General features: G+C 44.1%; 23 protein-coding genes. 6 read left to right on the top strand and 17 right to left on the bottom strand.

All coding sequences use genetic code 11. The annotated features are described in order from the left end of the window. Window positions 1–113: 113 nt before the first annotated feature. From J7J62_04390 to J7J62_04355, 8 genes are all read right to left on the bottom strand, one after another. Window positions 114–1,094, bottom strand: coding sequence for a hypothetical protein (locus J7J62_04390; GenBank protein MCD6124394.1), 981 nt, complete (start codon window positions 1,092–1,094; stop codon window positions 114–116). A 330-nt stretch (window positions 1,095–1,424) separates the two neighbouring features. Beyond that, complete coding sequence (locus tag J7J62_04385; protein ID MCD6124393.1) at window positions 1,425–1,835, bottom strand: AIR carboxylase family protein; 411 nt, start codon at window positions 1,833–1,835, stop codon at window positions 1,425–1,427. 16 nt (window positions 1,836–1,851) lie between these two features. Beyond that, entirely contained in the window at window positions 1,852–2,340 is a 489-nt protein-coding gene (locus J7J62_04380) for an adenosine-specific kinase (protein ID MCD6124392.1), read from the bottom strand. An 88-nt stretch (window positions 2,341–2,428) separates the two neighbouring features. Continuing rightward, entirely contained in the window at window positions 2,429–2,893 is a 465-nt protein-coding gene (locus J7J62_04375) for a universal stress protein (GenBank protein ID MCD6124391.1), read from the bottom strand. 99 nt (window positions 2,894–2,992) lie between these two features. After that, the gene (locus J7J62_04370) at window positions 2,993–3,142 is read right to left on the bottom strand and encodes a hypothetical protein (protein ID MCD6124390.1); all 150 of its coding nucleotides are present in this window, start codon (window positions 3,140–3,142) and stop codon (window positions 2,993–2,995) included. 25 nt (window positions 3,143–3,167) lie between these two features. Continuing rightward, window positions 3,168–3,998, bottom strand: coding sequence for a rod shape-determining protein MreC (mreC, locus tag J7J62_04365; protein ID MCD6124389.1), 831 nt, complete (start codon window positions 3,996–3,998; stop codon window positions 3,168–3,170). Window positions 3,999–4,006: 8 nt separating this feature from the next. Next, window positions 4,007–4,498 carry a PTS sugar transporter subunit IIA gene (locus J7J62_04360; GenBank protein MCD6124388.1) on the bottom strand — a complete coding sequence of 164 codons (492 nt, stop codon included), beginning with the start codon at window positions 4,496–4,498 and terminating at the stop codon, window positions 4,007–4,009. A gap of 13 nt (window positions 4,499–4,511) precedes the next feature. Further along, complete coding sequence (locus tag J7J62_04355; protein ID MCD6124387.1) at window positions 4,512–4,685, bottom strand: Trm112 family protein; 174 nt, start codon at window positions 4,683–4,685, stop codon at window positions 4,512–4,514. Window positions 4,686–5,170: 485 nt separating this feature from the next. Here J7J62_04355 and J7J62_04350 point away from each other — a divergent pair, with 485 nt between their 5' ends. The 6 genes from J7J62_04350 to J7J62_04325 all read left to right on the top strand — a co-directional run bounded on the left by J7J62_04350 (window position 5,171) and on the right by J7J62_04325 (window position 8,663). Further along, window positions 5,171–5,914, top strand: a complete 744-nt coding sequence (locus J7J62_04350) for a creatininase family protein (GenBank protein ID MCD6124386.1) — start codon at window positions 5,171–5,173, stop codon at window positions 5,912–5,914. 86 nt (window positions 5,915–6,000) lie between these two features. Beyond that, a complete protein-coding gene (locus tag J7J62_04345) occupies window positions 6,001–7,089 on the top strand; it encodes a mannose-1-phosphate guanylyltransferase (GenBank protein MCD6124385.1) in 1,089 nt (362 codons plus the stop codon). A 7-nt stretch (window positions 7,090–7,096) separates the two neighbouring features. Continuing rightward, entirely contained in the window at window positions 7,097–7,585 is a 489-nt protein-coding gene (locus J7J62_04340) for an SPOR domain-containing protein (protein ID MCD6124384.1), read from the top strand. Window positions 7,586–7,603: 18 nt separating this feature from the next. Beyond that, window positions 7,604–8,131, top strand: coding sequence for a macro domain-containing protein (locus tag J7J62_04335; protein MCD6124383.1), 528 nt, complete (start codon window positions 7,604–7,606; stop codon window positions 8,129–8,131). A gap of 17 nt (window positions 8,132–8,148) precedes the next feature. Next, on the top strand, window positions 8,149–8,463 hold the full coding sequence (locus J7J62_04330) for a hypothetical protein (GenBank protein ID MCD6124382.1): 315 nt from the start codon (window positions 8,149–8,151) through the stop codon (window positions 8,461–8,463). Beyond that, entirely contained in the window at window positions 8,448–8,663 is a 216-nt protein-coding gene (locus J7J62_04325) for a DUF2283 domain-containing protein (protein ID MCD6124381.1), read from the top strand. The genes J7J62_04330 and J7J62_04325 overlap by 16 nt, the downstream gene beginning before the upstream one ends. Before the next feature lie 40 nt (window positions 8,664–8,703). Here J7J62_04325 and J7J62_04320 read toward each other — a convergent pair whose 3' ends face one another. From J7J62_04320 to J7J62_04280, 9 genes are all read right to left on the bottom strand, one after another. Continuing rightward, window positions 8,704–8,961 (bottom strand): hypothetical protein, encoded by a 258-nt coding sequence (locus tag J7J62_04320; GenBank protein ID MCD6124380.1) that lies wholly within the window; start codon window positions 8,959–8,961, stop codon window positions 8,704–8,706. A gap of 36 nt (window positions 8,962–8,997) precedes the next feature. Next, entirely contained in the window at window positions 8,998–10,452 is a 1,455-nt protein-coding gene (locus J7J62_04315) for a radical SAM protein (protein MCD6124379.1), read from the bottom strand. Beyond that, a complete protein-coding gene (locus J7J62_04310) occupies window positions 10,421–11,062 on the bottom strand; it encodes a TetR/AcrR family transcriptional regulator (GenBank protein ID MCD6124378.1) in 642 nt (213 codons plus the stop codon). Before J7J62_04310 ends, J7J62_04315 begins: the two co-directional genes overlap by 32 nt. A 189-nt stretch (window positions 11,063–11,251) precedes the next feature. Continuing rightward, the gene (locus J7J62_04305) at window positions 11,252–11,773 is read right to left on the bottom strand and encodes a hypothetical protein (protein MCD6124377.1); all 522 of its coding nucleotides are present in this window, start codon (window positions 11,771–11,773) and stop codon (window positions 11,252–11,254) included. Further along, window positions 11,770–11,988, bottom strand: coding sequence for a hypothetical protein (locus J7J62_04300; GenBank protein MCD6124376.1), 219 nt, complete (start codon window positions 11,986–11,988; stop codon window positions 11,770–11,772). Before J7J62_04300 ends, J7J62_04305 begins: the two co-directional genes overlap by 4 nt. Window positions 11,989–12,072: 84 nt before the next feature. Continuing rightward, window positions 12,073–15,054, bottom strand: coding sequence for an SMC family ATPase (locus J7J62_04295; protein ID MCD6124375.1), 2,982 nt, complete (start codon window positions 15,052–15,054; stop codon window positions 12,073–12,075). Window positions 15,055–15,075: 21 nt separating this feature from the next. Further along, window positions 15,076–17,265, bottom strand: coding sequence for a ComEC/Rec2 family competence protein (locus J7J62_04290; GenBank protein MCD6124374.1), 2,190 nt, complete (start codon window positions 17,263–17,265; stop codon window positions 15,076–15,078). A 9-nt stretch (window positions 17,266–17,274) separates the two neighbouring features. Next, window positions 17,275–18,030, bottom strand: a complete 756-nt coding sequence (locus tag J7J62_04285; GenBank protein ID MCD6124373.1) for an ABC transporter ATP-binding protein — start codon at window positions 18,028–18,030, stop codon at window positions 17,275–17,277. Window positions 18,031–18,046: 16 nt separating this feature from the next. Beyond that, on the bottom strand, window positions 18,047–18,937 hold the full coding sequence (locus tag J7J62_04280) for a DUF4438 domain-containing protein (GenBank protein MCD6124372.1): 891 nt from the start codon (window positions 18,935–18,937) through the stop codon (window positions 18,047–18,049). Window positions 18,938–19,017 lie beyond the last annotated feature (80 nt).

Below are 19,017 nucleotides of genomic sequence, written 5' to 3'. Positions count from 1 at the left end.
GTAATATATACCCGATAAAAGCAAAAGTCAAGACTATTTCGGAAAAATTTTCCCCTGACAAATCTATCTGTTTAGTAAACCCGCCGTTGTATGGTATTCGCTATGTTTTTTCATCAAAATTTTATTCTTCCACAAATAGTCGGCATAAAAGCAGGAGCAAAGGCAGTCTTATTCGCATAAAGTATCCTTATACCAAGGTCTATAGACCCTGCATCCTCATCCCCAAATGGTTGCCAACGGAACTTTACCACTATTCCATGAGAATACATATTACTGTCTTCAATCTTTTTTCCATCCTTGTCTTTGTTAATCCCGGCGAGCCATCCCTGCGGACCACCAATTACAGTGAATTTGCGGTTGGGAAATTCGTACCCAAAGAAAAATCTATATCCAAATTTATCTCCAAGGTCCCAGCCAGACTTGGCGAAGCTATCTATCTCTTTAACCTTTCCCCTGTATTGATACCACACATCGCTGCAGAGGAAGAAGTTTTCGGTAAAGTGAGGATGAGAGAGAATCACAGCTTTGAAATCATTTGTTCCGCTTCCTATACCATTTTTTATCTTCTCATCGGAACTGATAGAGGGTTTGTAACTAAAGGCAATGAAAAGACCATCCTTCCAGTCAAAACCCAGCAAACCAGGGGATTTTGAATATAGCAGATATTTAGCCGAGAGCCAAATATCTTCAAGACCGTTATCCTCAACTTCCTTCCACACAGTTTTATTCGCTTTCTTCGACCATACTTGCCTCTTTAGCTCTTTCATCGCATATGGGATAAAAACTCCCACGCTTAACCTGTCGATAATCCCATACTCCAATCCCACATTAATTTTTGATATCTTCTGATGCCAACCATCGGGCAAATCCACCATTTTATCATAATTCTTCGAGTATGGCGAATTGCCGTGGAGCGCCTTCCATACTTCATCAGAATAGCATTTTGAAGCTTTTATATACGCTATTCTACCCCGAATTTTGAATTTACCCTTGCCAACATCGTGAGGGCACCCGACAATCATTTCCGCAAAAGTGTTCCCGGCTATCGAAAACATAAATATACTCACGAAAAGCACGATCAATATGTTTCTCATCCTTCCTCCTTTTAGTTTTGCTATCAACAGATTTTCCATTCCATTAATTCCATTTCCCAAAGAAACATACCTCAAAATAGATTGTTAGTTAGCTGTAAGAGCTATTTTTACAAATTGACTATGTGAAATTCATTCTTACTCACCTCCTCATTATAAATTTTAGCCTGCTCTATAAATGATAGACTTACCTAACAATATTTTATTAATCTAATCAAATTTGAGGCTTCAATTTGTCAAGTAAAAATAAAAATTAGTAGATTTGATTTAGGGACATCAGGAGTTGTTTTTTTCAGGGCAATTCTTACTTAAACTAATTTATTAATTCTGATTTTAAAACCCCCACACTGAGATTATTCTCGCTGCAAGATGAGCTGCATTTTTAGCCCCCGACGAACCTATTCCCATAGTGGCAACGGGAACCCCGGAGGGCATTTGCGCTATCGAGAGCAGAGCATCCACTCCGTTAAGTGGACCTGCATCGGCGGGAACGCCTATAACCGGGAGTGTTGTTCGCGAGGCTATAATCCCCGGGAGTGCCGCGGAAAGCCCGGCTATAGCGATAATAACACTAAATTCTTTATCTGCTTCGTGGCAGAATTCCTCAAGTTTTTCAGGGTCACGGTGAGCGGATATGACGAACCGTTCAAATTCGATGCCGTACTTTTCGAGAACATCAGCGCAAATGTCACCAAGTCTATCGTCGCTTTTGCTCCCCTGAACTATAGCGATTTTTCTTTTCATTTCCGCTCCGTCAGGTTTAAAGTTTGTAGCCGATTTTTCTAAGGAAATCATGTCTGACTTTCTTGGCTTCCTCATCTTCTATACCTACTGGCGGGAATCCATCCACGACCCCAAGGACCGCTCCACCTTGGTCGGTGCGAGCAACTATAACCTCAACGGGATTAGCGGTGGCACAGTGTATGTTGACGACTTCAGGCACATCTTTGAGCCTTGGAAGATAATTTATCGGATACGAGCCGCGTATTATAACAAGAAATGAATGACCACATCCTATTCGCATGATGTTTTCCGCAGCGATTTTTATTAGTTCCTCATCAGTTCCGCTTGTTCGGACAAGCCTTTCTGCTGATGCTTCCGAGAATGCAAGCCCGAACTTGGAATCGGCAATGCAGTTGACCATAAGCTCGTGAATGTCCTCAACGCTTTTTATGAAGTGTGTCGTGCCGAAAATAATATTGCACCCCTCGGGAAATTTGATGGGCACGACTTCCAATTCTGGTTTCATGTTATTGCCCTCCTCTTTGGAGATTAAAGCTTCTTAGCTTTTACTTCGAAAACTTTTTGTGTGAGGCTTTTGCCGTTGTGAGTTCTTTTTAGGGCTTTTCGAATTTTAGTTCTGGGTTTCTTATCACCATAACGGGGCATTCGGCTTTCCTCAGGACTTTTTCCGTAACGCTTCCGAGAAACATGTGTGCGATTCCGCTTCGTCCGTGAGTTCCCATTACTATAAGGTCTATGCCCTTTTCGCGGGCGTAGCGTATTATCTCGACGAATGGGGTGCCGCTGGTTATGTGCGATGTTATTTTAATGCCATTGGTATCAATTCCCGAGAGGAAACTGTTGACTGCAGCGTCGAATTCGTTCCTGAGTTTTTCAAAGTATTTTTTCGGGTCTCCGCCGACCTCGTAAAATATTGGGGTTAAAAGTTGCTCGTCGAAAACATGAAGGATATGAAGCTCAGCGCCATATTTTCTTGCGAGGTCCACAGCGAACGGCAGCGCTATCTTTGAGTTCTCCGAAAAATCTGTGGGTATTAAAATCTTTTTGATGTTTACCATTTTGACCTCCGTTGGAAATTTGTTGGTTCACAAGAAATTTAATTGGTAACAGTCTGTTTTCAAAGGATTTGATTGTTCATTGCACGAGCTGGTGGTTCCTTAAAGCATCAAAGCAGCTTGGTGGGTTTGGTCGGGCGCGGAACTTTTATCATCAGAAAGCGCAGCGTTTTTCGTGTCGTAAAGCTTTCGGGCGTCCACGCCGTGAGGATTTTCGGCTATCGGGACATCGTTCCATCTGATCATTTTCATGTTATCTTCCTTATGCTTTATGTTTTTAATGGGATTTAATTTCTGCAGCGGAAACAGTGTCCTCAGGTGTTTCTTGTGCTCTAAGCCCTACTACCACGAACACCTCTTCGAGCTTATCCATTTCGACTGCTGGCTCAACGATTATTCTTTTGAACATGGTTTCAGGCGGATTAAGCGCGCTCACCACTTTTCCGATAAGAATGCCTTTGGGATATATTCCGCCCAAACCCGAAGTTACTATTCTGTCCCCTGCGATAACATCCTCATCTTTCGGGACCTGCGCGAAAATAAGCGTCCGCCCATCCTTCGAATACACAATACCTTTTACGCGGCTTCGCTGGTCTATGGCTGATATGCGGATTGACGGATTAAGTATAGTTTTTACTATTGCTGTTCCTTTTGAGATAGATGATACCTGTCCTACGAGGCCCTCGGGTGAAACGACGGGACAATTTTTGCTTATATCCTCAAGCGAGCTTCTCGCTATTATTAATTCAGATGGGAAATGGGGCGGGTTTGCTCCGATAATCTCACAAAGTATCAGCCTGAAATCAGAGCGTTGCTGAAAATCGAGAAGTTTTCGTAGTCGCTCGTTCTCCACTTTTGCCTCGCGAAGAACCTGTAGTTCCATTTTTGTTTTGCCGAGTTCGCTGTAAAGCTTCAAATACCTTGAGAAGTTGTCCCGCAAGATGTCGTATTGTTTGTCAATCCATACGAATGGACCGAACAAGCTGTCTCTGACTATCGATGATAGTCCATCTTTAAAGCTTTGTGGGGATATAGCCAGAAGGACGGCAACGACAATGGTTATTATCCATGTGCTAAAACCTATTGATTCAGCGGATTTTCTTGCCATTTTAAGGGTTACGCTTTCCCATCAAGCAGGTCGAGGACCTCCTGCGGGAACTGTGCGTTCATCAGTTTTTCACGATTTTTCTCGTCGCGTAGGAGAAGTGATAAGCTCGCAAGAATTTGTAGATGCAGGTGCACGGATGAGATGGGCACGAGAACTGCGAAGAAAAGATGAACTGGACTTCCATCCAGAGCGTCGAAATCAACCCCTTTTATAGACCTTCCGAATGCTATGGTTAACGCCTTGCACTTGCTTGATTTACCGTGAGGGACTGCTACGCCAAGTCCCATACCAGTGCTTGCGAGTTTTTCTCGCTCAAGAAGGGCGTTATAAGCATCCTCCTCGCTTTCTATGTTGGGAGACCGCGCGAGAAGAGCAGCCAGCTCCCGCAGAACTCCCTCTTTATCCTCCGACTTTAAATCGAGGTTTATAAGGTCGAATCCACAAAATTGAGAAAGCTTTAAATGTCGAGCTGCCATCCGTGCAGCAAGCTCGTCGTTCACTTTCACCTCCAGATTAATCCTTTAATGGTTTTGCCTCGTCGGGCAACATTATTGGTATCCCGTCCCTAACCTCGTAAACAAGCTTGCATTTTCTGCAGATAAGCACCTCTTCAGGTTCAGTTTGATATTCAAGTTCGCCTTTGCACTTGGGACAAACAAGCATGTCCAACAGTTCTTTCGGTAACATCGCGCCTCCTATACCTCCTTATGACAATTTTACTCGTTATAGGCTATGTTGCAAGGAAAAAGTCCTGACGAGATTCAAAGTAATGTTTGCCAGTCATTTCGTAGGGCTTACCCCAGCGCTTTTCCGCGCTATCCGCGATTTATTTTCTCACCTCAACCCTCCGCTGTCCCCTTTTTCCCGCAGCACCGTAATAAATCTTTTACCTCAACCTCCACGGTCCCCTTTTTCCCGCGATCTCCGCAATATATCTTTTACCTCAGCTTCAGCGGTCCCCGTTTTCCCGCGGTCCCCGCGATTCAAACTCTCCACCATCCAATCCCCTAACAAATCCCCTATTTCTTGGAAGTTGAAAGCCAGAAAAATCAATCATAGGATAGATTCGACGGGGGTAACAATATCTTGAGTTTTCTCGTCTGAACGAATAATTTTATTCTCCGTTTTGAAACTCGGATGTATTTTAAATTAGCCGAGAAAAGGAGGATATCATGTCCGTTAACATTTGCGAGCTGACATATAAAGAGTTCAGCGAGCTGGTGCCCCGCAAGGTGGATACGGCAATACTTCCTATTGGCACCATAGAGGCGCATGGTTGCACAAACTTGGGAACCGATATAACGATACCTGAGTTTATAGCGCGGGAGATAGCAGGAAAAATTAACGCGCTCATAGCGCCAACAATAAACTATGGGATAACCCGTTCGCTTCTGCCTTATCCTGGTTCGATGACAGTATCCCAGGATTCCTTCATCCGTTATGTCGGCGATGTTATGGAAAGTCTTTTCCGTGCTGGGTTCAAGAAGCTCGTGATTATTAACGGGCATGGAGGCCACATAGATGAGCTAAAAAAGCTCGCCATTGAGGTCTGGAGGAAAACGGGAGGGAAAACCATTATAATTCACTGGTGGGAGCTCGTTGAGCCCATGACGAGAGAATTTTTCGGGGAAGCTGGTGGCCATGCAGGACTTGACGAGACAGCTATGGTGCTCGCCGCAAAACCGGAGCTCGTGAAGCCGGAGCTTTGCAAGGATGTAATACCGTATCAGTTCCGGGCAGGAACATATGTGTATCCCGCAGCAGGACCGATAATACTTTACAAGCCCGGTGAAGGAATGCCCATGTTTGACCTTGAAAAAGCAAAAGAATACGCGCGAAAAGTGGTGGATTTTATCGCCGATTTTATAGTAGTGGTATTCAAGGGCTGGGAGAAAAATCTTGCCGAAAAATCTTGAGCTAAGATTCTGGAAACCTCGCTTTCAATAATAGTTTGACAAGATTGTTTGTTTCTGGTAAGTTATTTGAAGTTAAAGGAGGAAAAATGGAGGATTTCGTTGTTGTGCTTGCGGGCGGAAGGGGCGAGCGATTTTGGCCTCTAAGCAGGGCGAATCGTCCCAAGCAACTTCTCAAACTTATATCGAATAGAACCATGCTTAAGGAAACCATCGAGCGGACTCTGCCCCTCGTGCCGATGGAACGGACATTCATCGTTACTGGTGGTGAACTCGCAAAGCTTATAAAAGAGCAGCATCCCGAATTCCCCGAGGAAAACTATATAATAGAACCCATGGGGAAAAATACTGCACCTGCTATATGTCTTGCTGCTGCGAACATTGTGGCAAAATATGGCGATGGGATAATGTTCGTCTTGGCCTCCGACCACTACATAGAACCCCAAAGCACATTTCTTTCCGTCTTAAGAGCTGCTAAAGAGGCAGTAATAAAGACCGACCGCCTTATTCTGATGGGCATAGAACCTACTCGCGCCGAAACCGCCTATGGATACATTCAGGTCGGCGAAAAACTTCTCGAGCTTAACGATGCACAATGTTATGAGGTCAAAAACTTCAAGGAAAAACCCGACAAGGTCAAGGCACAGGAATTTTACCTTTCGGGCGAATACCTTTGGAACAGCGGAAATTTCATAATGCGTGCTGGAAGAATTCTTGAAGAGGCTAAGGTGTATCTTCCTCAGCTCGCTAATGACATGGAAAAATACATTGATAACTTTGGCAGTCCTGAGGCAGAGGATATACTTAGGGAGGCTTTCGAAAGGGCTCCTTCAACAAGCATTGATTACGCTATACTTGAGAAAACGAAGAATGTAGCCGTTATATGGGGAAAGTTCTACTGGGACGATGTGGGAAGTTGGGGCGCTATGGAACGAGTCCTCAAAAGCGATAAGTTCGGTAATGTTGTGGCTGGGGACGGAGATTTCCTCATTCTTGAGACATACGAAAGCACCATTTTCAACGATTCGCCAGGACTTATAGCAACATTCGGCGTTTCTGACCTCGTTATTGTGAGGATGGATGACATAACGCTGGTTCTTAATAAGACGAGAATCCCGCAGATGAGAGAATTGATTAGCAAACTCAAAGAAGATGAGAAATTCAAAAAATACCTTTAAAAAGAGTATGAGAGAAAAGTTAGCTTATATAATGCTTCTCGTTTTTGTGGCGATAATGCCCCTCGGGTGTTACTCAGCGCAGGGTAGGATAAGGCAAAAAACGGCGAAATATACTTTGCCTATTGGCGCGCGTGAATTCCCGCCGGTTGTGGTGAAGCAGAAGTCGCCGCCTAAAAAACAGCAAAAAGTATCCTCGTCAGCTGAGACAATCGCGAAAAAGGTTTCAAGTGCTGTTGCTGAAGGTGGAGAGGTATGGGGATTCAGAGTGCAGGTGTTCTCCACATTCGAGAAAGCCGAAGCGGAAAAGTTCGCAAAAAGATTGCGAAATAAAATCGAGGAAAAAGTTTACATAGAGTTCGACCCGCCGTATTATAAAGTGAGGGTCGGCAACTTTGTTAATAACGAGGACGCTATGGCATTAAAGAAAAAGCTACGGTATCTTGGTTACGGTGATGCTATGATCGTGCGTTCAAGAATCGAGAAAGAATCACAATAGCATAAATTGGGCGAGAAAATGTTTCACATAGGAAGGGCGAGGGTAAGAATACTTATGGGCGATGTATCCGAGCAGGATACCGATGCTATAGCTATAGCTGCCAACGATAGGTTGTGGATGAGCGGAACTATAGCCAATGCTGTCAAGCAGAAAGCGGGTGAGGATGTGGAAACTCTCGCTATGAAGCAGGGACCAGCTCCTATAGGGAGTGTGGTTGTTACAGACGGTGGTGGGCTTAACGCTAAGTTTCTCATGCATGTTGTCATAATGGGGCAGGACATAAAAACATCTTATGACAACATAAAAGAAGGTGTTATAAGCCTTGTCAGGAAGTCAGATGAGCTTGGATTAGCGTCAATATCTGTGCCCGCCTTGGGCACCGATGTCGCCAAGTTTCCTGCCCATGAAGCTGCAAAAAGCATTATAGACGGCATAATAGACAGCCTTCTTGACGCCGAGAACATAAGGGAGATAAGAATAGTTCTGAGAAACGAGGGGATTTACAAAACTTTTGTCCAGGAGTTCGAGAGACAGTTTTCACGGTAAAAGCATGCTTTTATTGTTTGATGCTATTTAAGGATATTAATAACCGCCTTATTAGGCTGACTGATGAGAGAAAGAGGCATATTGAAGTTGACCATCCTGAAATGTCCGGTCAGATAGCCAAAATCGGTGATACACTGCTAAATCCTGATATAATAGTGAAGTCAAATGTTGACCCTGAGGTTAATTTGTATTACAAATTTTATCCTGTTACACCAGTATCTGAGAAATATTTATGCGTTGTTGTAAAAATGAGGATTGATGATATATTTATTATAACTGCATATTTCACAAATAAGGTAAAAAGAGGCGAAATATTATGGGAAAGAAAGTAATTAAAATTTGGTATGATAAGGAAGCGGATTACCTTGAGGTTTTGTTTGAACAGAAAAAGGGGTATTTTCGGGAAACAGAGAACGAAGCTGTTATGGAAAAGGTTGATGAGGATGGAAACATTATTGGGTTTTCGATTTTAAAAGTAAGCTCATTAAGGAAAAAGCCTTTGCTAATAGAGCTTGAAAGCCATGCTTTTTGATGGTTAATTGTCAATAGCTGCATGATGGTAATGTTGATTTTCATGCTAATTCAAGTTTGAGTTTTATGAGGCACTCGCTGAAAACTGGATTGAGCTTCGGGCTGACATCGGACATAATAACAACCATAGGGCTTATGGTAGGACTTAATTTGGGCACCCACTCAAGCTCGTGGTTATAGGCGGTATCGATATTTCTTTCCGAACTACAAGCGGGAAAATTAATAAAATCTACAACTGTATTGTGTCTGAGCAAAAACAGCGTGTGCAATAAAATTATTATAACTGCTCTCCTCCCCATTCCCACAACCCCCTTGCTCAGTTTTTAAAAGCTATTTTAAGCCAGTGATACCTCTTTTTCCTTTACCTCAGCTGGTCTGTAGAGTTTTTCCCATATTGGGTCGAATATCTTCCTGCATTCCTCGTTGTATTTTAGCATCTGCTCGTAGTACAGCGGATCGAGAATTATCTGTTGGCTCTCCTCATCATAAGCCTTGGCATTATATTTGACGAATATCTCATGTGCTACTTTGTGGTTGTCACGAATGAAGCATGGAAGTAACTCATTGCCTTTCCTATCTGCCGGCACAAAATATGAATATTTGTACTGCCAGTCTCGTATAGCTTTGAAGAAGTCAGAATTTATCGCATCGGATAAAGATAGTCCTTTTGCTCTTATGTCCCTTATGTTGTCCTTGTAGAACGGCACGAAAACGCAGGGATAGATATTACCTTTCCAGTCGACATAAAAATATCCACCACTACGAGCGCCTGCTATGCACCCATGTGAGAATGTGCCTGAATTCCAGAAGTCGCCGATGAATATTTTTCGTTTTCTTATTTGTTCGTGCATCGTCTTCCACATCCAGAACCTTGCTTCGGGCGAAACTTGTCGAAGAACAGTTATCCCGCGTCCTATAGGCATGTACTGGAATACCCACATGTAGTATGTTCCCATCTCATTAAAGAAGAAATCGAGGAACTCATCCGAGAGGATTTCTCTGTAATTCACAGGAGTAGCGGTAACGGAAATCCCGAATGGGACTCCGTGTTCCCTCAACCTTCGCATGGCAGCAAGGATTTTATCAAACACACCCTTACCTCTTCTCGCATCCGTTTTCTCTCGCATCCCTTCTACTGATATTGCAGGGGTTATGTTACCCACCTCGGCAAGTCGCTTGGCGGTCTTTTCATTTATGAGAGTTCCATTGGTGTAAACGAGGAAGAACTGGTCCTGATGCCTTTTTGCCATCTCAATAAGGTCGATATCGCCGTCACGCCACATGAATGGCTCTCCACCAGATATGACTACGAACCAATTTCCCCATTCTTCTTTGTTAGCTTTAAGGAGCCAATCAACCTCGTCGGCTGTAAGCGAGATTTGAGTTTTAGGTGTGCTCTTTGCGTAGCAATCGGGACAATTAAGATTACATATTGCTGTGGGAGATATAGTTAAGAAATACGGCGGGTCTACACCATACTTTTCTCTATAGGCTCGAATCTTGTCCTGTGTTTCTTCGTAATGGAGAACAGCATTCTCGAAATTTCTTCTTAACTGTCTTTTAATTGCCTTTGAAGCATTCGTATACGCCAGTAGGACCCCCTTGATAAGTCCCAGCGCTGCATAGAATCGGTCCTCCCGCTCCCTCTCCGAAAACAGCTCTTTGGAACCTTGCTCTATTAGTAGTTTTTTGAGGTACCTCTCGATAACAGGGAACATTGGTTTCCAAAGACCGGCCGCTGCAGCCTTCTCCACACTTTTAATTAGCAACATCTTCATTTGCTTCCTCATTTTCAACCCTCCCCTTTTTTAGAGATTTCATTCCATTTATTATCAGTTCAAGGAACTTTTCAGTTTTCTTTGGCCATTGCTTGGGAAGCTTTCCAAAAAATTCTATAGCTTCCATACCGCAAAGTGCTGCTATAATACCCTCAGCCGCTGTTTCGGCGTCGAATGCACCGAATTCTCCAGTCCTTATTCCCTCCTCAAAAATCGACTTCAAAAGCTCGAGCTCTTTGCTCAAAAGGTTATCGAAAACATTGATTATTCGGGGCGAGAATAGGTTTCTCGTTTGAAGACTTTTTCGGTATATCTCCATGAATTCCTGTACAGCTTCAGTTCGTGCTACTGCGTATCGCTTTAGCTTTTCAGAAGCTGTTTTTGCGCCCTTGGTTATCTCGATAAGCCGTCGCATTATGTTTTCGGATTCATTTTGCAGAACTTCTGCGAGTATTTCTTCTTTCGATCGGAAGTAACGGTAAATGGTTGCTCGCCCAAGCCTTGCTACTTCCGCTATCTGCGCCATGGTGACGCCTATAATGTTCCGCTCCTTAAAAAGCGTTTTCGCAGCCTGAATGATTTGAGACTTCGTTTCCAATGTATGTCCCGGCATTTGAAACATAATACATTAAGACAAATAATGTCTAACTGTATCATAATTAAGTGGGATTTTGATGTCAAGAAAAAATTTAAAATTTTTGAAAATATATTTCCTGAAAATCGTTAAATAACAATGAAATACAAAGAATTATTCCGCCTATTTTAATATATAATCAAGAAAAAATATAACACAAATAAAGTATAATTGTAATCAACTTTTGGAATTAGCCATTTTGACTAAAGATACAATTAAATCTGCAATTTTCTCATCGGGCACATAAATGTTCCAGCCTCTGAATCTATCGAGGATTGAGGGCTTCTCGTATGGCGATAGAAGAATGAATTTACCTGCTCTTTTTGCCCGCCCAAAATTCCGCCAGCTCGAAACCCTTTCGTGTCCGAGAAACCGCTCCCTTATTCCTGCCATATCGATTGAGTATTCGGTCGGAAGAAAATATCGCGATAGTCCAAGAAAAAGAATGCCCACGGCAAATATTCCCCACCAAAGGGAATTCATGTACCATGCCGAGGCTATGCCTGCAGCTATCAGGATTATTATCGTGATGATGCTCTTTTTTGGGTTGTCTGCTGCGGGATGGGCAGTCCATTTTGCTGGCAGAAGTTTTTTGATTTCGTCGAGGGTTAGATCCGCGTTTTCGAAAGTCTCTTGCCCATTCTGATTCGTTGAGTTCAGGCTTGATGTGTTCTTTTTGCTCTGCTCCTTTTTGCTCATTCCTTTCTTTTTTGCTCTTTTTCCACTTGTGCCAGCTTCTGCATGAACTCATCAGGTGTGAAAACGCCTTTTTCCACCAGTATCCTGACCAGCACCTCAAGCGTAAGATTGTTCGATAGTGCGAGTTCTTCGAAAGTTATGACTCTTTCCTCGCCACCGATTTTTATAACCATTGCCGCACGGTCATCGCGGGAATCGTTGCTCTTCTGGGGCATATTACCTCCATTTGATGTTGCTCTTTCATCCAAATTTAGCCGAAAAAACCTTGAAGAACAAATTAATATTTGCCGCCCAGTTTCTTACGCGAAAACTCGAACTTTCGAACCTTCAGCTGTCTTTTCGACCTCAAGCCTGGCGGGGAAAGAGTTTTTAAGCTGTGGAAGATGTGATATAACTATTATTTTCTCGAATTCGGACGATACATCGAATATCGCATCAATAAGTTTCTGAAGTCCCTGTTCGTCCTGTGAGCCAAAGCCCTCGTCGATGATGAGGGTCCTTAATGGGAAACCGCTTCGCTGCGCGAGTGTCCTTGAGAGCGCAAGCCGCAGGGCAAAGTCTATCCTGAATTCCTCGCCACCGCTGTATGACTCATATGGTCTCTCTCCAAGATGGTCCGAAATCCTTACCGCCAGTTTCTCGGTTCCCTCAGGAACGAGCCTTACCGAAAGTTCGCCATCAGTAAGAAGCCCGAGAATGTCATTAGCGTCCGATTCTATAGCCGAAAGATAGCGCCTTAGAAGCCAATCTTGGATGCCAAGCGGTCCGCAAATCTCCGCTAATGCCGAGTAAATCTTCTCCTTGGAGCCAGTTTCCCTTATCACACTTCTTAATCTCGCTTTTCGCTTTAGAAGTTCCTCACGAACCGATTTTATGGAGACAAGTTTCGTCAAGCGTTCTGATAGCTCGTCCTTGCGTCGTCTAAGCTCCTCAATGCGCTTATTTATAGCCTCTGAATAAGCCTCGAGCTCGTTGAGTTCCCTTTTTAGTGGCTCGATATTCGATATTTCCTCGGAAACATGCTTTAAACGCTTTCGCTTCTCGGAGATCTGCGATTTTACCCTTTCGATAGCCTCCATAGCCTCGGGCAAATTTTTCTTCGCCTGTTCGAGTTCGTATATCTTCTTTTTTACAGGTTCGAGCGTTGCTATTCTCTTTCTCACCAGAAGATGGCGATTTCGGTCGTATCCGAGTGCGTCAAGTTCACTTGTTATTTTTTCTATTTGTTCGGAAATTTGTGCTCCAACCTCTGCTGATTTGAGTTCTTCAAGCCGTTTTTTAAGCTTTTCCAGCTCAGCTTTGGTTGTTTTGCTCTGTTGCTGAAGTCGCCTTAACTCCTGAAATTTTATGTATTTCGGTTCCAGTTCGTCGAGCATGCTTTTGGCTTCAAGAAAACTTTCGTGGCTGAAATCGAGTTCCAAAAGGTTTCTTTCCAAATTTTTCAGCTCATCCCGCCACTTTTGCGCATATGCGTCGGTGGCAATTTTTTCCTTAAGGTTCACGAGTTTCTCGCTTCTTCTCTTAATTTCCAGTTCCACCTGAGACAGCCTTGCCAGTTCAGCCTCGAGTCTTTTGCGCTCGTTCTCCAAAGCGTTCTCGTCGGGTTTTGTGCAGTTTAGGTTCTCGAGTTCATGCTCTGTTTTTACTAATTGCTCCTTAATTTTTTCTATTTCCTTTTGCGTGCCCTCAAGCTTTTCCGCTAATTTTTGCTTTTCACTCTCGAGCTGCTTTGTTACTTCGTTTTTGTGCTCATAAGTTAACTCCGAGCCGCAGAGTGGACATCGTGGAACATCCGATTCAAAAAGAAATGTTAGTTGCTCGCTTACTTTCCTTATGCGCGAGCTAAGTTCCGCTTTTGCTTGTTCCAGAGTTTGGATTCTTAGCTTCGCCTGTGCGTTTTCACCCTCAAGTTCGTCGATTCTTTTCTGTATATTTTTGGTGTGCATCAGTTTCTGTTTGACTTTATCGAGTTCGGTTTTCAGCTTACACATTTTGCTCGTTTCGGTCGTTAGTTCGCTTATTTCTTGCTCGAGAGTTTTGATCTGGTTCATGATAGCTTCCCGCTCGGCGTCTATACGCATGCGAACAGAGGAGATAGCGCTTGAGATTTTGTCGTATTCAGCCTTCTTCTGCTCAAGCGTTGCCACAAGTTTTTTGGCATCCTCAAATTTCTCAGCCTCCGCCGACAGGGAATTGTATGATTCTAACTCTTCCCCAGTTTGAATGAGGAAATTCCTTAATTGCTTTATTTTTCCACTCAGCATTCCTATTTGTTTCGCTTTGTCTTTCTGTAACTTTGAGAGCCTTTGTTGAAGTTCACCGAGCCGCTCTTGAAGGTATGTTTGGTGGGCAAGTTTCTCAGAAAGTTTTGACTCCTCGTCCTCAAGCTTTTTAAGGCTTTCAAATTGCTCTCTTATTTCGCGTTCATTCGATAAAATGCTCTTAATCTGGGAAGCTTTTAACCTTAATTTTTCCTGCTCTTTAATGAGGTTTTCTATCTCGGTCTTTATCGAAAGAAGCTCGTCCTTTTTCTTGTTCAGGTTTTCTATTCTTGCTTGGATAAAAGCTTTTCTTTCCTGAGTTTTCCCGAGTTCAGCTAATTTCTCGTCTATTTTGCTTTTGGTATGTTCCAATTCTTTTTCGATAATGGCTATTTCGTCTGTCGGGTCAGGAATTTGCGAGAGTTGCTCATTTATGCCTTCCAGTTCGTGCTGGTTGGCTGTGCGCACGGCTGACAATTCCCTTACCCTAAGCGATGCTCTATCCCTTATTTTCTGGAATACCTCTATTCCGAAAAGCTTTGCGAGAAGTTCCCGCCTTCTGCTCGGTGTTAGCTTGGAGAACCGCCCGGCTTCATTTTGAACGAAGACTGACGCACTCACAAGTCCATCGTAGTTGGTGCCCAAAAGTTCTTCGAGCTTTCTCTGCGCATCGCTTAATCTTCGGCTGGTGGTCAAAGAATACCTTCTGCCATTGCTAAGCCCGAAAACATCAAGGTGTTTTCTGCCGTCGTATCGCCTTATAACCTTGTACCCTTCGTTTTCAATCCTGAATTCGAATTCGACCTCGACGAATCGCGCTCCTTTGCGCATAACATTGGTCCACTTTTGTCTGCCTTCACGCGATACACCGAACAGTGCCCAGAGCATCGCCTCAATTATTGTCGACTTACCCGCACCGTTGGGACCCACTATGCAGAACACAGAAGCGAAATCGAGGGGAACATTTGTGGTGGAACCAAAACTTCTGAAATTAGTTAATTTAAGGTTTACAGGAACCATTAGTATATTATAACATTATTCTTAAAAACTATGAAATCGTTTTTCCCATGGTCTTTTTATTGATATTTCGCCATTGCATATTTTGAACCATACAGCGCCATTGTGAAGATTAATACGCCCAACACGCGAAATAGTGTGCCAGCAGCCTCTCGCGCGCTCTCCAAGGATTCTTATTGTTGAGTGCGGAAAGCTATGGGTGCCTGTGTCAAAAAGCTCCTCAGGGAAGTCAACTACCAGTATGTCAACGCTGTCCACGGGCGAGTCCATCGGGGCGAGCAAAATAAAAATCCGTTTGCCGCAGAACTCGATGATAGCGTTTTTTGGCGAAACGAATCTTGCTGATATGAAGTCGCTCTTTTGTGGTTCGTTCGGTTTCAGCCATTCGTCGGGAAATGCATAGGAGATGAATATAGTTTTTGGATGCAGGGCGTTAATTATTTCTTCCGCACTTTTAAGCGTTTTCCTCGTGGCAGGTATCACGAGAACATCAACGCTTTTGTGACCGCGCGCAAGAAGTAGCGGCTTAATCGTGAACTCAAAATCACTACGGCCGCAATCGATGAATAGAGCGGTTTTGCCATCTTTCGTCTCGAAATATGCAGCATACATGTCCTTGCCAAGGGGCATTACTATGTTATTGCACGGCTCATGTGCGGTCAAAATTGGGATTGCGAGAAGTGTTGTGCCGAGGAGGCTTGCGTGCTTTCCCCAGCGACGATACGGGATGTTGAGCAACCCGAGAAATAAAATGTATGCTCCCAGAATACTTATAGCATTAGGATGGCTTATGGGAACATACGAATAGCGAAATCTATCGAAAAACTTTACGACGAAAAGTATGTAGCTCATTATGATGGAGTCGAGCTTGAGGACAACGATGCCGACAAAGGGTATAAGCCAAAGGAAGAGACTTGCTGCGAATGCCAACCACAGCCCTATTCCTACTGCAGGCACGACGAACAGATTGGCAACAGGTGCTATAAACTGAAATTTGTGGAAGAAATACGCTACTAAAGGTGCAGTGCCAAGTTGCACGGCTACGGTAAGCAAAAGAAGCGAAAGGATTTTTCCTAATTTTGTTTTTGGAAGCTTTTCGGAAAGCAGGTTTGCTAATCGGGGATAGAAGTAAAGTATTCCTCCTGCCGCTGTGAAGGATAGCTGGAACCCGATGTTCGTAAGCTGGTTGGGATTAATAGCAAGTATCAACAGTGCAGCGGCACCAAGAGCATTGAACGAATTGGGGCGACGCTTGAAAATGTGTGACGAGAGTATAAAAGCGGACATAACGGTAGCACGAACCACCGATGGTTTAAAACCCACGAGAAAACAATAAATAAAAAGCATAGCAATGGTCATTAAAGCTCGTAGGGAATTTCTGAGCTTGAGTCTCTTTAAAAGAAACCAAAGCATGCCCGCCACAATGCCGACATGAAGTCCAGATACTGCCATAACATGTATAACGCCTGTATTTGAAAACATTGAGCGTATATCTGCGGGAAGTTCGCTTTTGTCTCCGAGAAATATTCCCGCAAGCAGTGCTGCCTCGTTCTCAGGAAGAGTGGACTTTATCCCCCTTCTAAGAAATGTTCTTATTCTCTCGAATACGCGGTATATCGGGAATTCGCTTACCCCGACAACTTTGAGCGCATCTCCTTTAATCCACATTGTGCCTCTTATCTTATTTTTCGTAAGCGTTTTGACAAAGCTTGAGGTGAAGAAATTAAGCTCGTTTTCGCGCGGCAATTTCCGCGGCGCGCCGCTTATTATTATCAAGTCGTTGCAATGAATTTCCGACCAGCCTCTTATGTAGATTCGGATTTTTCCACTGGCGACATGTTTTTTGCTGCCAGCTATTAACGATAGCACCTTTACATCAGCCCATTTTAAGCCCTCGCTGGTTTGCCCTATTTTTACGATTTCGCCTTTTAGCTTGCTTATTCTTTCAAATTTCGTCCAGTCGTCCTGCCGGGGAACATTGAAAACGAAGGCTCTAACAGCGCCAGCTCCTATAAAAGCTGATAGGATAGCGAAGTTCCTCAATTTATCGTTTTTGCATGCGACGGAAAGGATGGCGACTAAAAATATAAATCCACTCAGAATTAACGCTGTCTGTGGCTTTTCAATCCATTGTCCGCAAAGTATTCCAGCTGCGAATGCTACTGATAAAACGAGCAGAGGAGCGTTAACGAACTTTGCGCCGTATCTTTGCATCAATAGGGTTTATTCCCAAAGACTTATCTTGTTTTCCTCGCCCGTAAGAGCGACAAACATGTCCTCGAGAGTCTTCCCGGCGATATCGGCTTTTTGGCGAAGCTCGTCAAGTGTGCCCATGGCGAGAAGCTTTCCTTTATGGATTATCCCCAACCTCGTGCATACATCCTCGGCGACTGATAGAGTGTGCGTGGACATGAATATCGTCGTGCCGCGTTCAGCGAGCATGTGCATTATGCGCTTAACGAGCCTTTGGCTTTGTGGGTCAAGCCCCACCATCGGTTCGTCGATTATCAATAGTTTTGGGTCGTGAATTATCGCCGATGACATTATTATTTTTTGCCGCATGCCATGGGAATACTCGGATGCTAAAGAATCCCCCCACTCCTCGATGCCGAAAATCTCGAAAAGGCGCTCTATGCGCTCGGATATGGTTTTTTTGTCCATCCTGTAAAGTGAACCAACGAGCTCAAGGAACTCACGTCCCGTTAGCTTGTCGTATATGTAAGGATTGTCCGGAATGTAGCCTATGAATTTTTTCGCTTCAGTAGGCTGTTTCACTATGTCGTATCCGTTGATAAGGATTGTGCCCCTATCAGGTCTTAGGAGTCCAGCTATCATCTTTATGGTGGTGGTTTTGCCAGCACCGTTGGGTCCAAGGAAGCCGAAAATTTCGCCTTCGTCGAGAGTCAAACTAAGGTTATCGACAGCAACTGTTTTGCCGAATGTCTTGGTTACACAGTTGATTTCAAGAATTTTTCCCATTAGGAATGACTCAATTTTACTTTCCGAATCTTCCTATGCCGAGGATTGCGCCGAGATTGGCACGCTCTGTTATTTTGTATTTTATAAGACCTGGCTCGACGGCGGAGATAAGCGTAGTAACACCGGGACCGTGTCCTGCCCAGAGGCAGTCACCGTGAATAACTATTCCGATAGTTACCGCCCCGCGTCTGAACGACCTGCCGTAGCGGTTATCGTGGTTTTTTATCGCGACGAAGTCCCCGAAGCGTAGTTTGTCCAAACCGAGCTCTTTTATGTAGTCTTTATCGGCGGTCATTATGTCGTAATCGCTTTTTCCCATATCAGTTGAGCCGATCCCGCTGCCCATAAGTTCTCCTGGGACCTCTGCTGCCACGGGGACCAGTATGCCGTCTCCAGTGTCCTCGATGCCCCACGCAGGAATTATCCGCGGGTCAAGGTTGTATGTGCATATCTGTGGGTAATCGAGAAACTTTAATCCCTGCCCGAAACCTTTTATGAGGATTTTGTCCTCGATAGTCATCTTCTCCATAGTGCTTTCCGGGAACTCTATTATAACTCTTTCGCCACCGCCGTGGTGCCCGACTACAACGCCTTTTTCGCCTTTTGCATCGCCGCTTACTACTATGGCTTCATTACCAGTGCATGCATAATAGTTGAACGCAGCATTTATTCGGTTATTTCTTTCTTTCTGGTCAGCTATAGCGGAAACTGATGGTTCAAGGTGATCTGCTGCCCAGCCGAATGCGGGGTCGCCAAGGTGAACATTGTATGTTATACCGCCTGTTCCAACCACCAAAAATGGCTTGCCTTCGGCGTCGAAGCCGTGTCTGCCTGTGTGTTCGGGATGTGCAACTTTTCCCTGAACAGAAATCATAATAAGTTTATCGATGTTAGTCCGTGGTGTCATATCTCCTCCTGATATTGTTTAATTTTCTCCTACCCCCAAACGCGCTATCTTGCCCTCCGAGTCGCCGATGCCGTCGAAGG

Source organism: bacterium (assembly GCA_021159335.1).
Classification (GTDB): Bacteria; UBP14; UBA6098; order B30-G16; family B30-G16; genus JAGGRZ01.
This window is presented reverse-complemented; position numbering and strand designations above follow the sequence as displayed.

Coding starts and splice junctions, on each gene's coding strand:
- J7J62_04390 (MCD6124394.1), bottom strand. CDS start 1,094: ATGAGAAACATATTGATCGTGCTTTTCGTGAGTATATTTATGTTTTCG.
- J7J62_04385 (MCD6124393.1), bottom strand. CDS start 1,835: ATGAAAAGAAAAATCGCTATAGTTCAGGGGAGCAAAAGCGACGATAGA.
- J7J62_04380 (MCD6124392.1), bottom strand. CDS start 2,340: ATGAAACCAGAATTGGAAGTCGTGCCCATCAAATTTCCCGAGGGGTGC.
- J7J62_04375 (MCD6124391.1), bottom strand. CDS start 2,893: ATGGTAAACATCAAAAAGATTTTAATACCCACAGATTTTTCGGAGAAC.
- J7J62_04370 (MCD6124390.1), bottom strand. CDS start 3,142: ATGAAAATGATCAGATGGAACGATGTCCCGATAGCCGAAAATCCTCAC.
- mreC (MCD6124389.1), bottom strand. CDS start 3,998: ATGGCAAGAAAATCCGCTGAATCAATAGGTTTTAGCACATGGATAATA.
- J7J62_04355 (MCD6124387.1), bottom strand. CDS start 4,685: ATGTTACCGAAAGAACTGTTGGACATGCTTGTTTGTCCCAAGTGCAAA.
- J7J62_04350 (MCD6124386.1), top strand. CDS start 5,171: ATGTCCGTTAACATTTGCGAGCTGACATATAAAGAGTTCAGCGAGCTG.
- J7J62_04345 (MCD6124385.1), top strand. CDS start 6,001: ATGGAGGATTTCGTTGTTGTGCTTGCGGGCGGAAGGGGCGAGCGATTT.
- J7J62_04340 (MCD6124384.1), top strand. CDS start 7,097: ATGAGAGAAAAGTTAGCTTATATAATGCTTCTCGTTTTTGTGGCGATA.
- J7J62_04335 (MCD6124383.1), top strand. CDS start 7,604: ATGTTTCACATAGGAAGGGCGAGGGTAAGAATACTTATGGGCGATGTA.
- J7J62_04325 (MCD6124381.1), top strand. CDS start 8,448: ATGGGAAAGAAAGTAATTAAAATTTGGTATGATAAGGAAGCGGATTAC.
- J7J62_04320 (MCD6124380.1), bottom strand. CDS start 8,961: ATGGGGAGGAGAGCAGTTATAATAATTTTATTGCACACGCTGTTTTTG.
- J7J62_04315 (MCD6124379.1), bottom strand. CDS start 10,452: ATGAGGAAGCAAATGAAGATGTTGCTAATTAAAAGTGTGGAGAAGGCT.
- J7J62_04310 (MCD6124378.1), bottom strand. CDS start 11,062: ATGTTTCAAATGCCGGGACATACATTGGAAACGAAGTCTCAAATCATT.
- J7J62_04305 (MCD6124377.1), bottom strand. CDS start 11,773: ATGAGCAAAAAGGAGCAGAGCAAAAAGAACACATCAAGCCTGAACTCA.
- J7J62_04300 (MCD6124376.1), bottom strand. CDS start 11,988: ATGCCCCAGAAGAGCAACGATTCCCGCGATGACCGTGCGGCAATGGTT.
- J7J62_04295 (MCD6124375.1), bottom strand. CDS start 15,054: ATGGTTCCTGTAAACCTTAAATTAACTAATTTCAGAAGTTTTGGTTCC.
- J7J62_04290 (MCD6124374.1), bottom strand. CDS start 17,265: ATGCAAAGATACGGCGCAAAGTTCGTTAACGCTCCTCTGCTCGTTTTA.
- J7J62_04285 (MCD6124373.1), bottom strand. CDS start 18,030: ATGGGAAAAATTCTTGAAATCAACTGTGTAACCAAGACATTCGGCAAA.
- J7J62_04280 (MCD6124372.1), bottom strand. CDS start 18,937: ATGACACCACGGACTAACATCGATAAACTTATTATGATTTCTGTTCAG.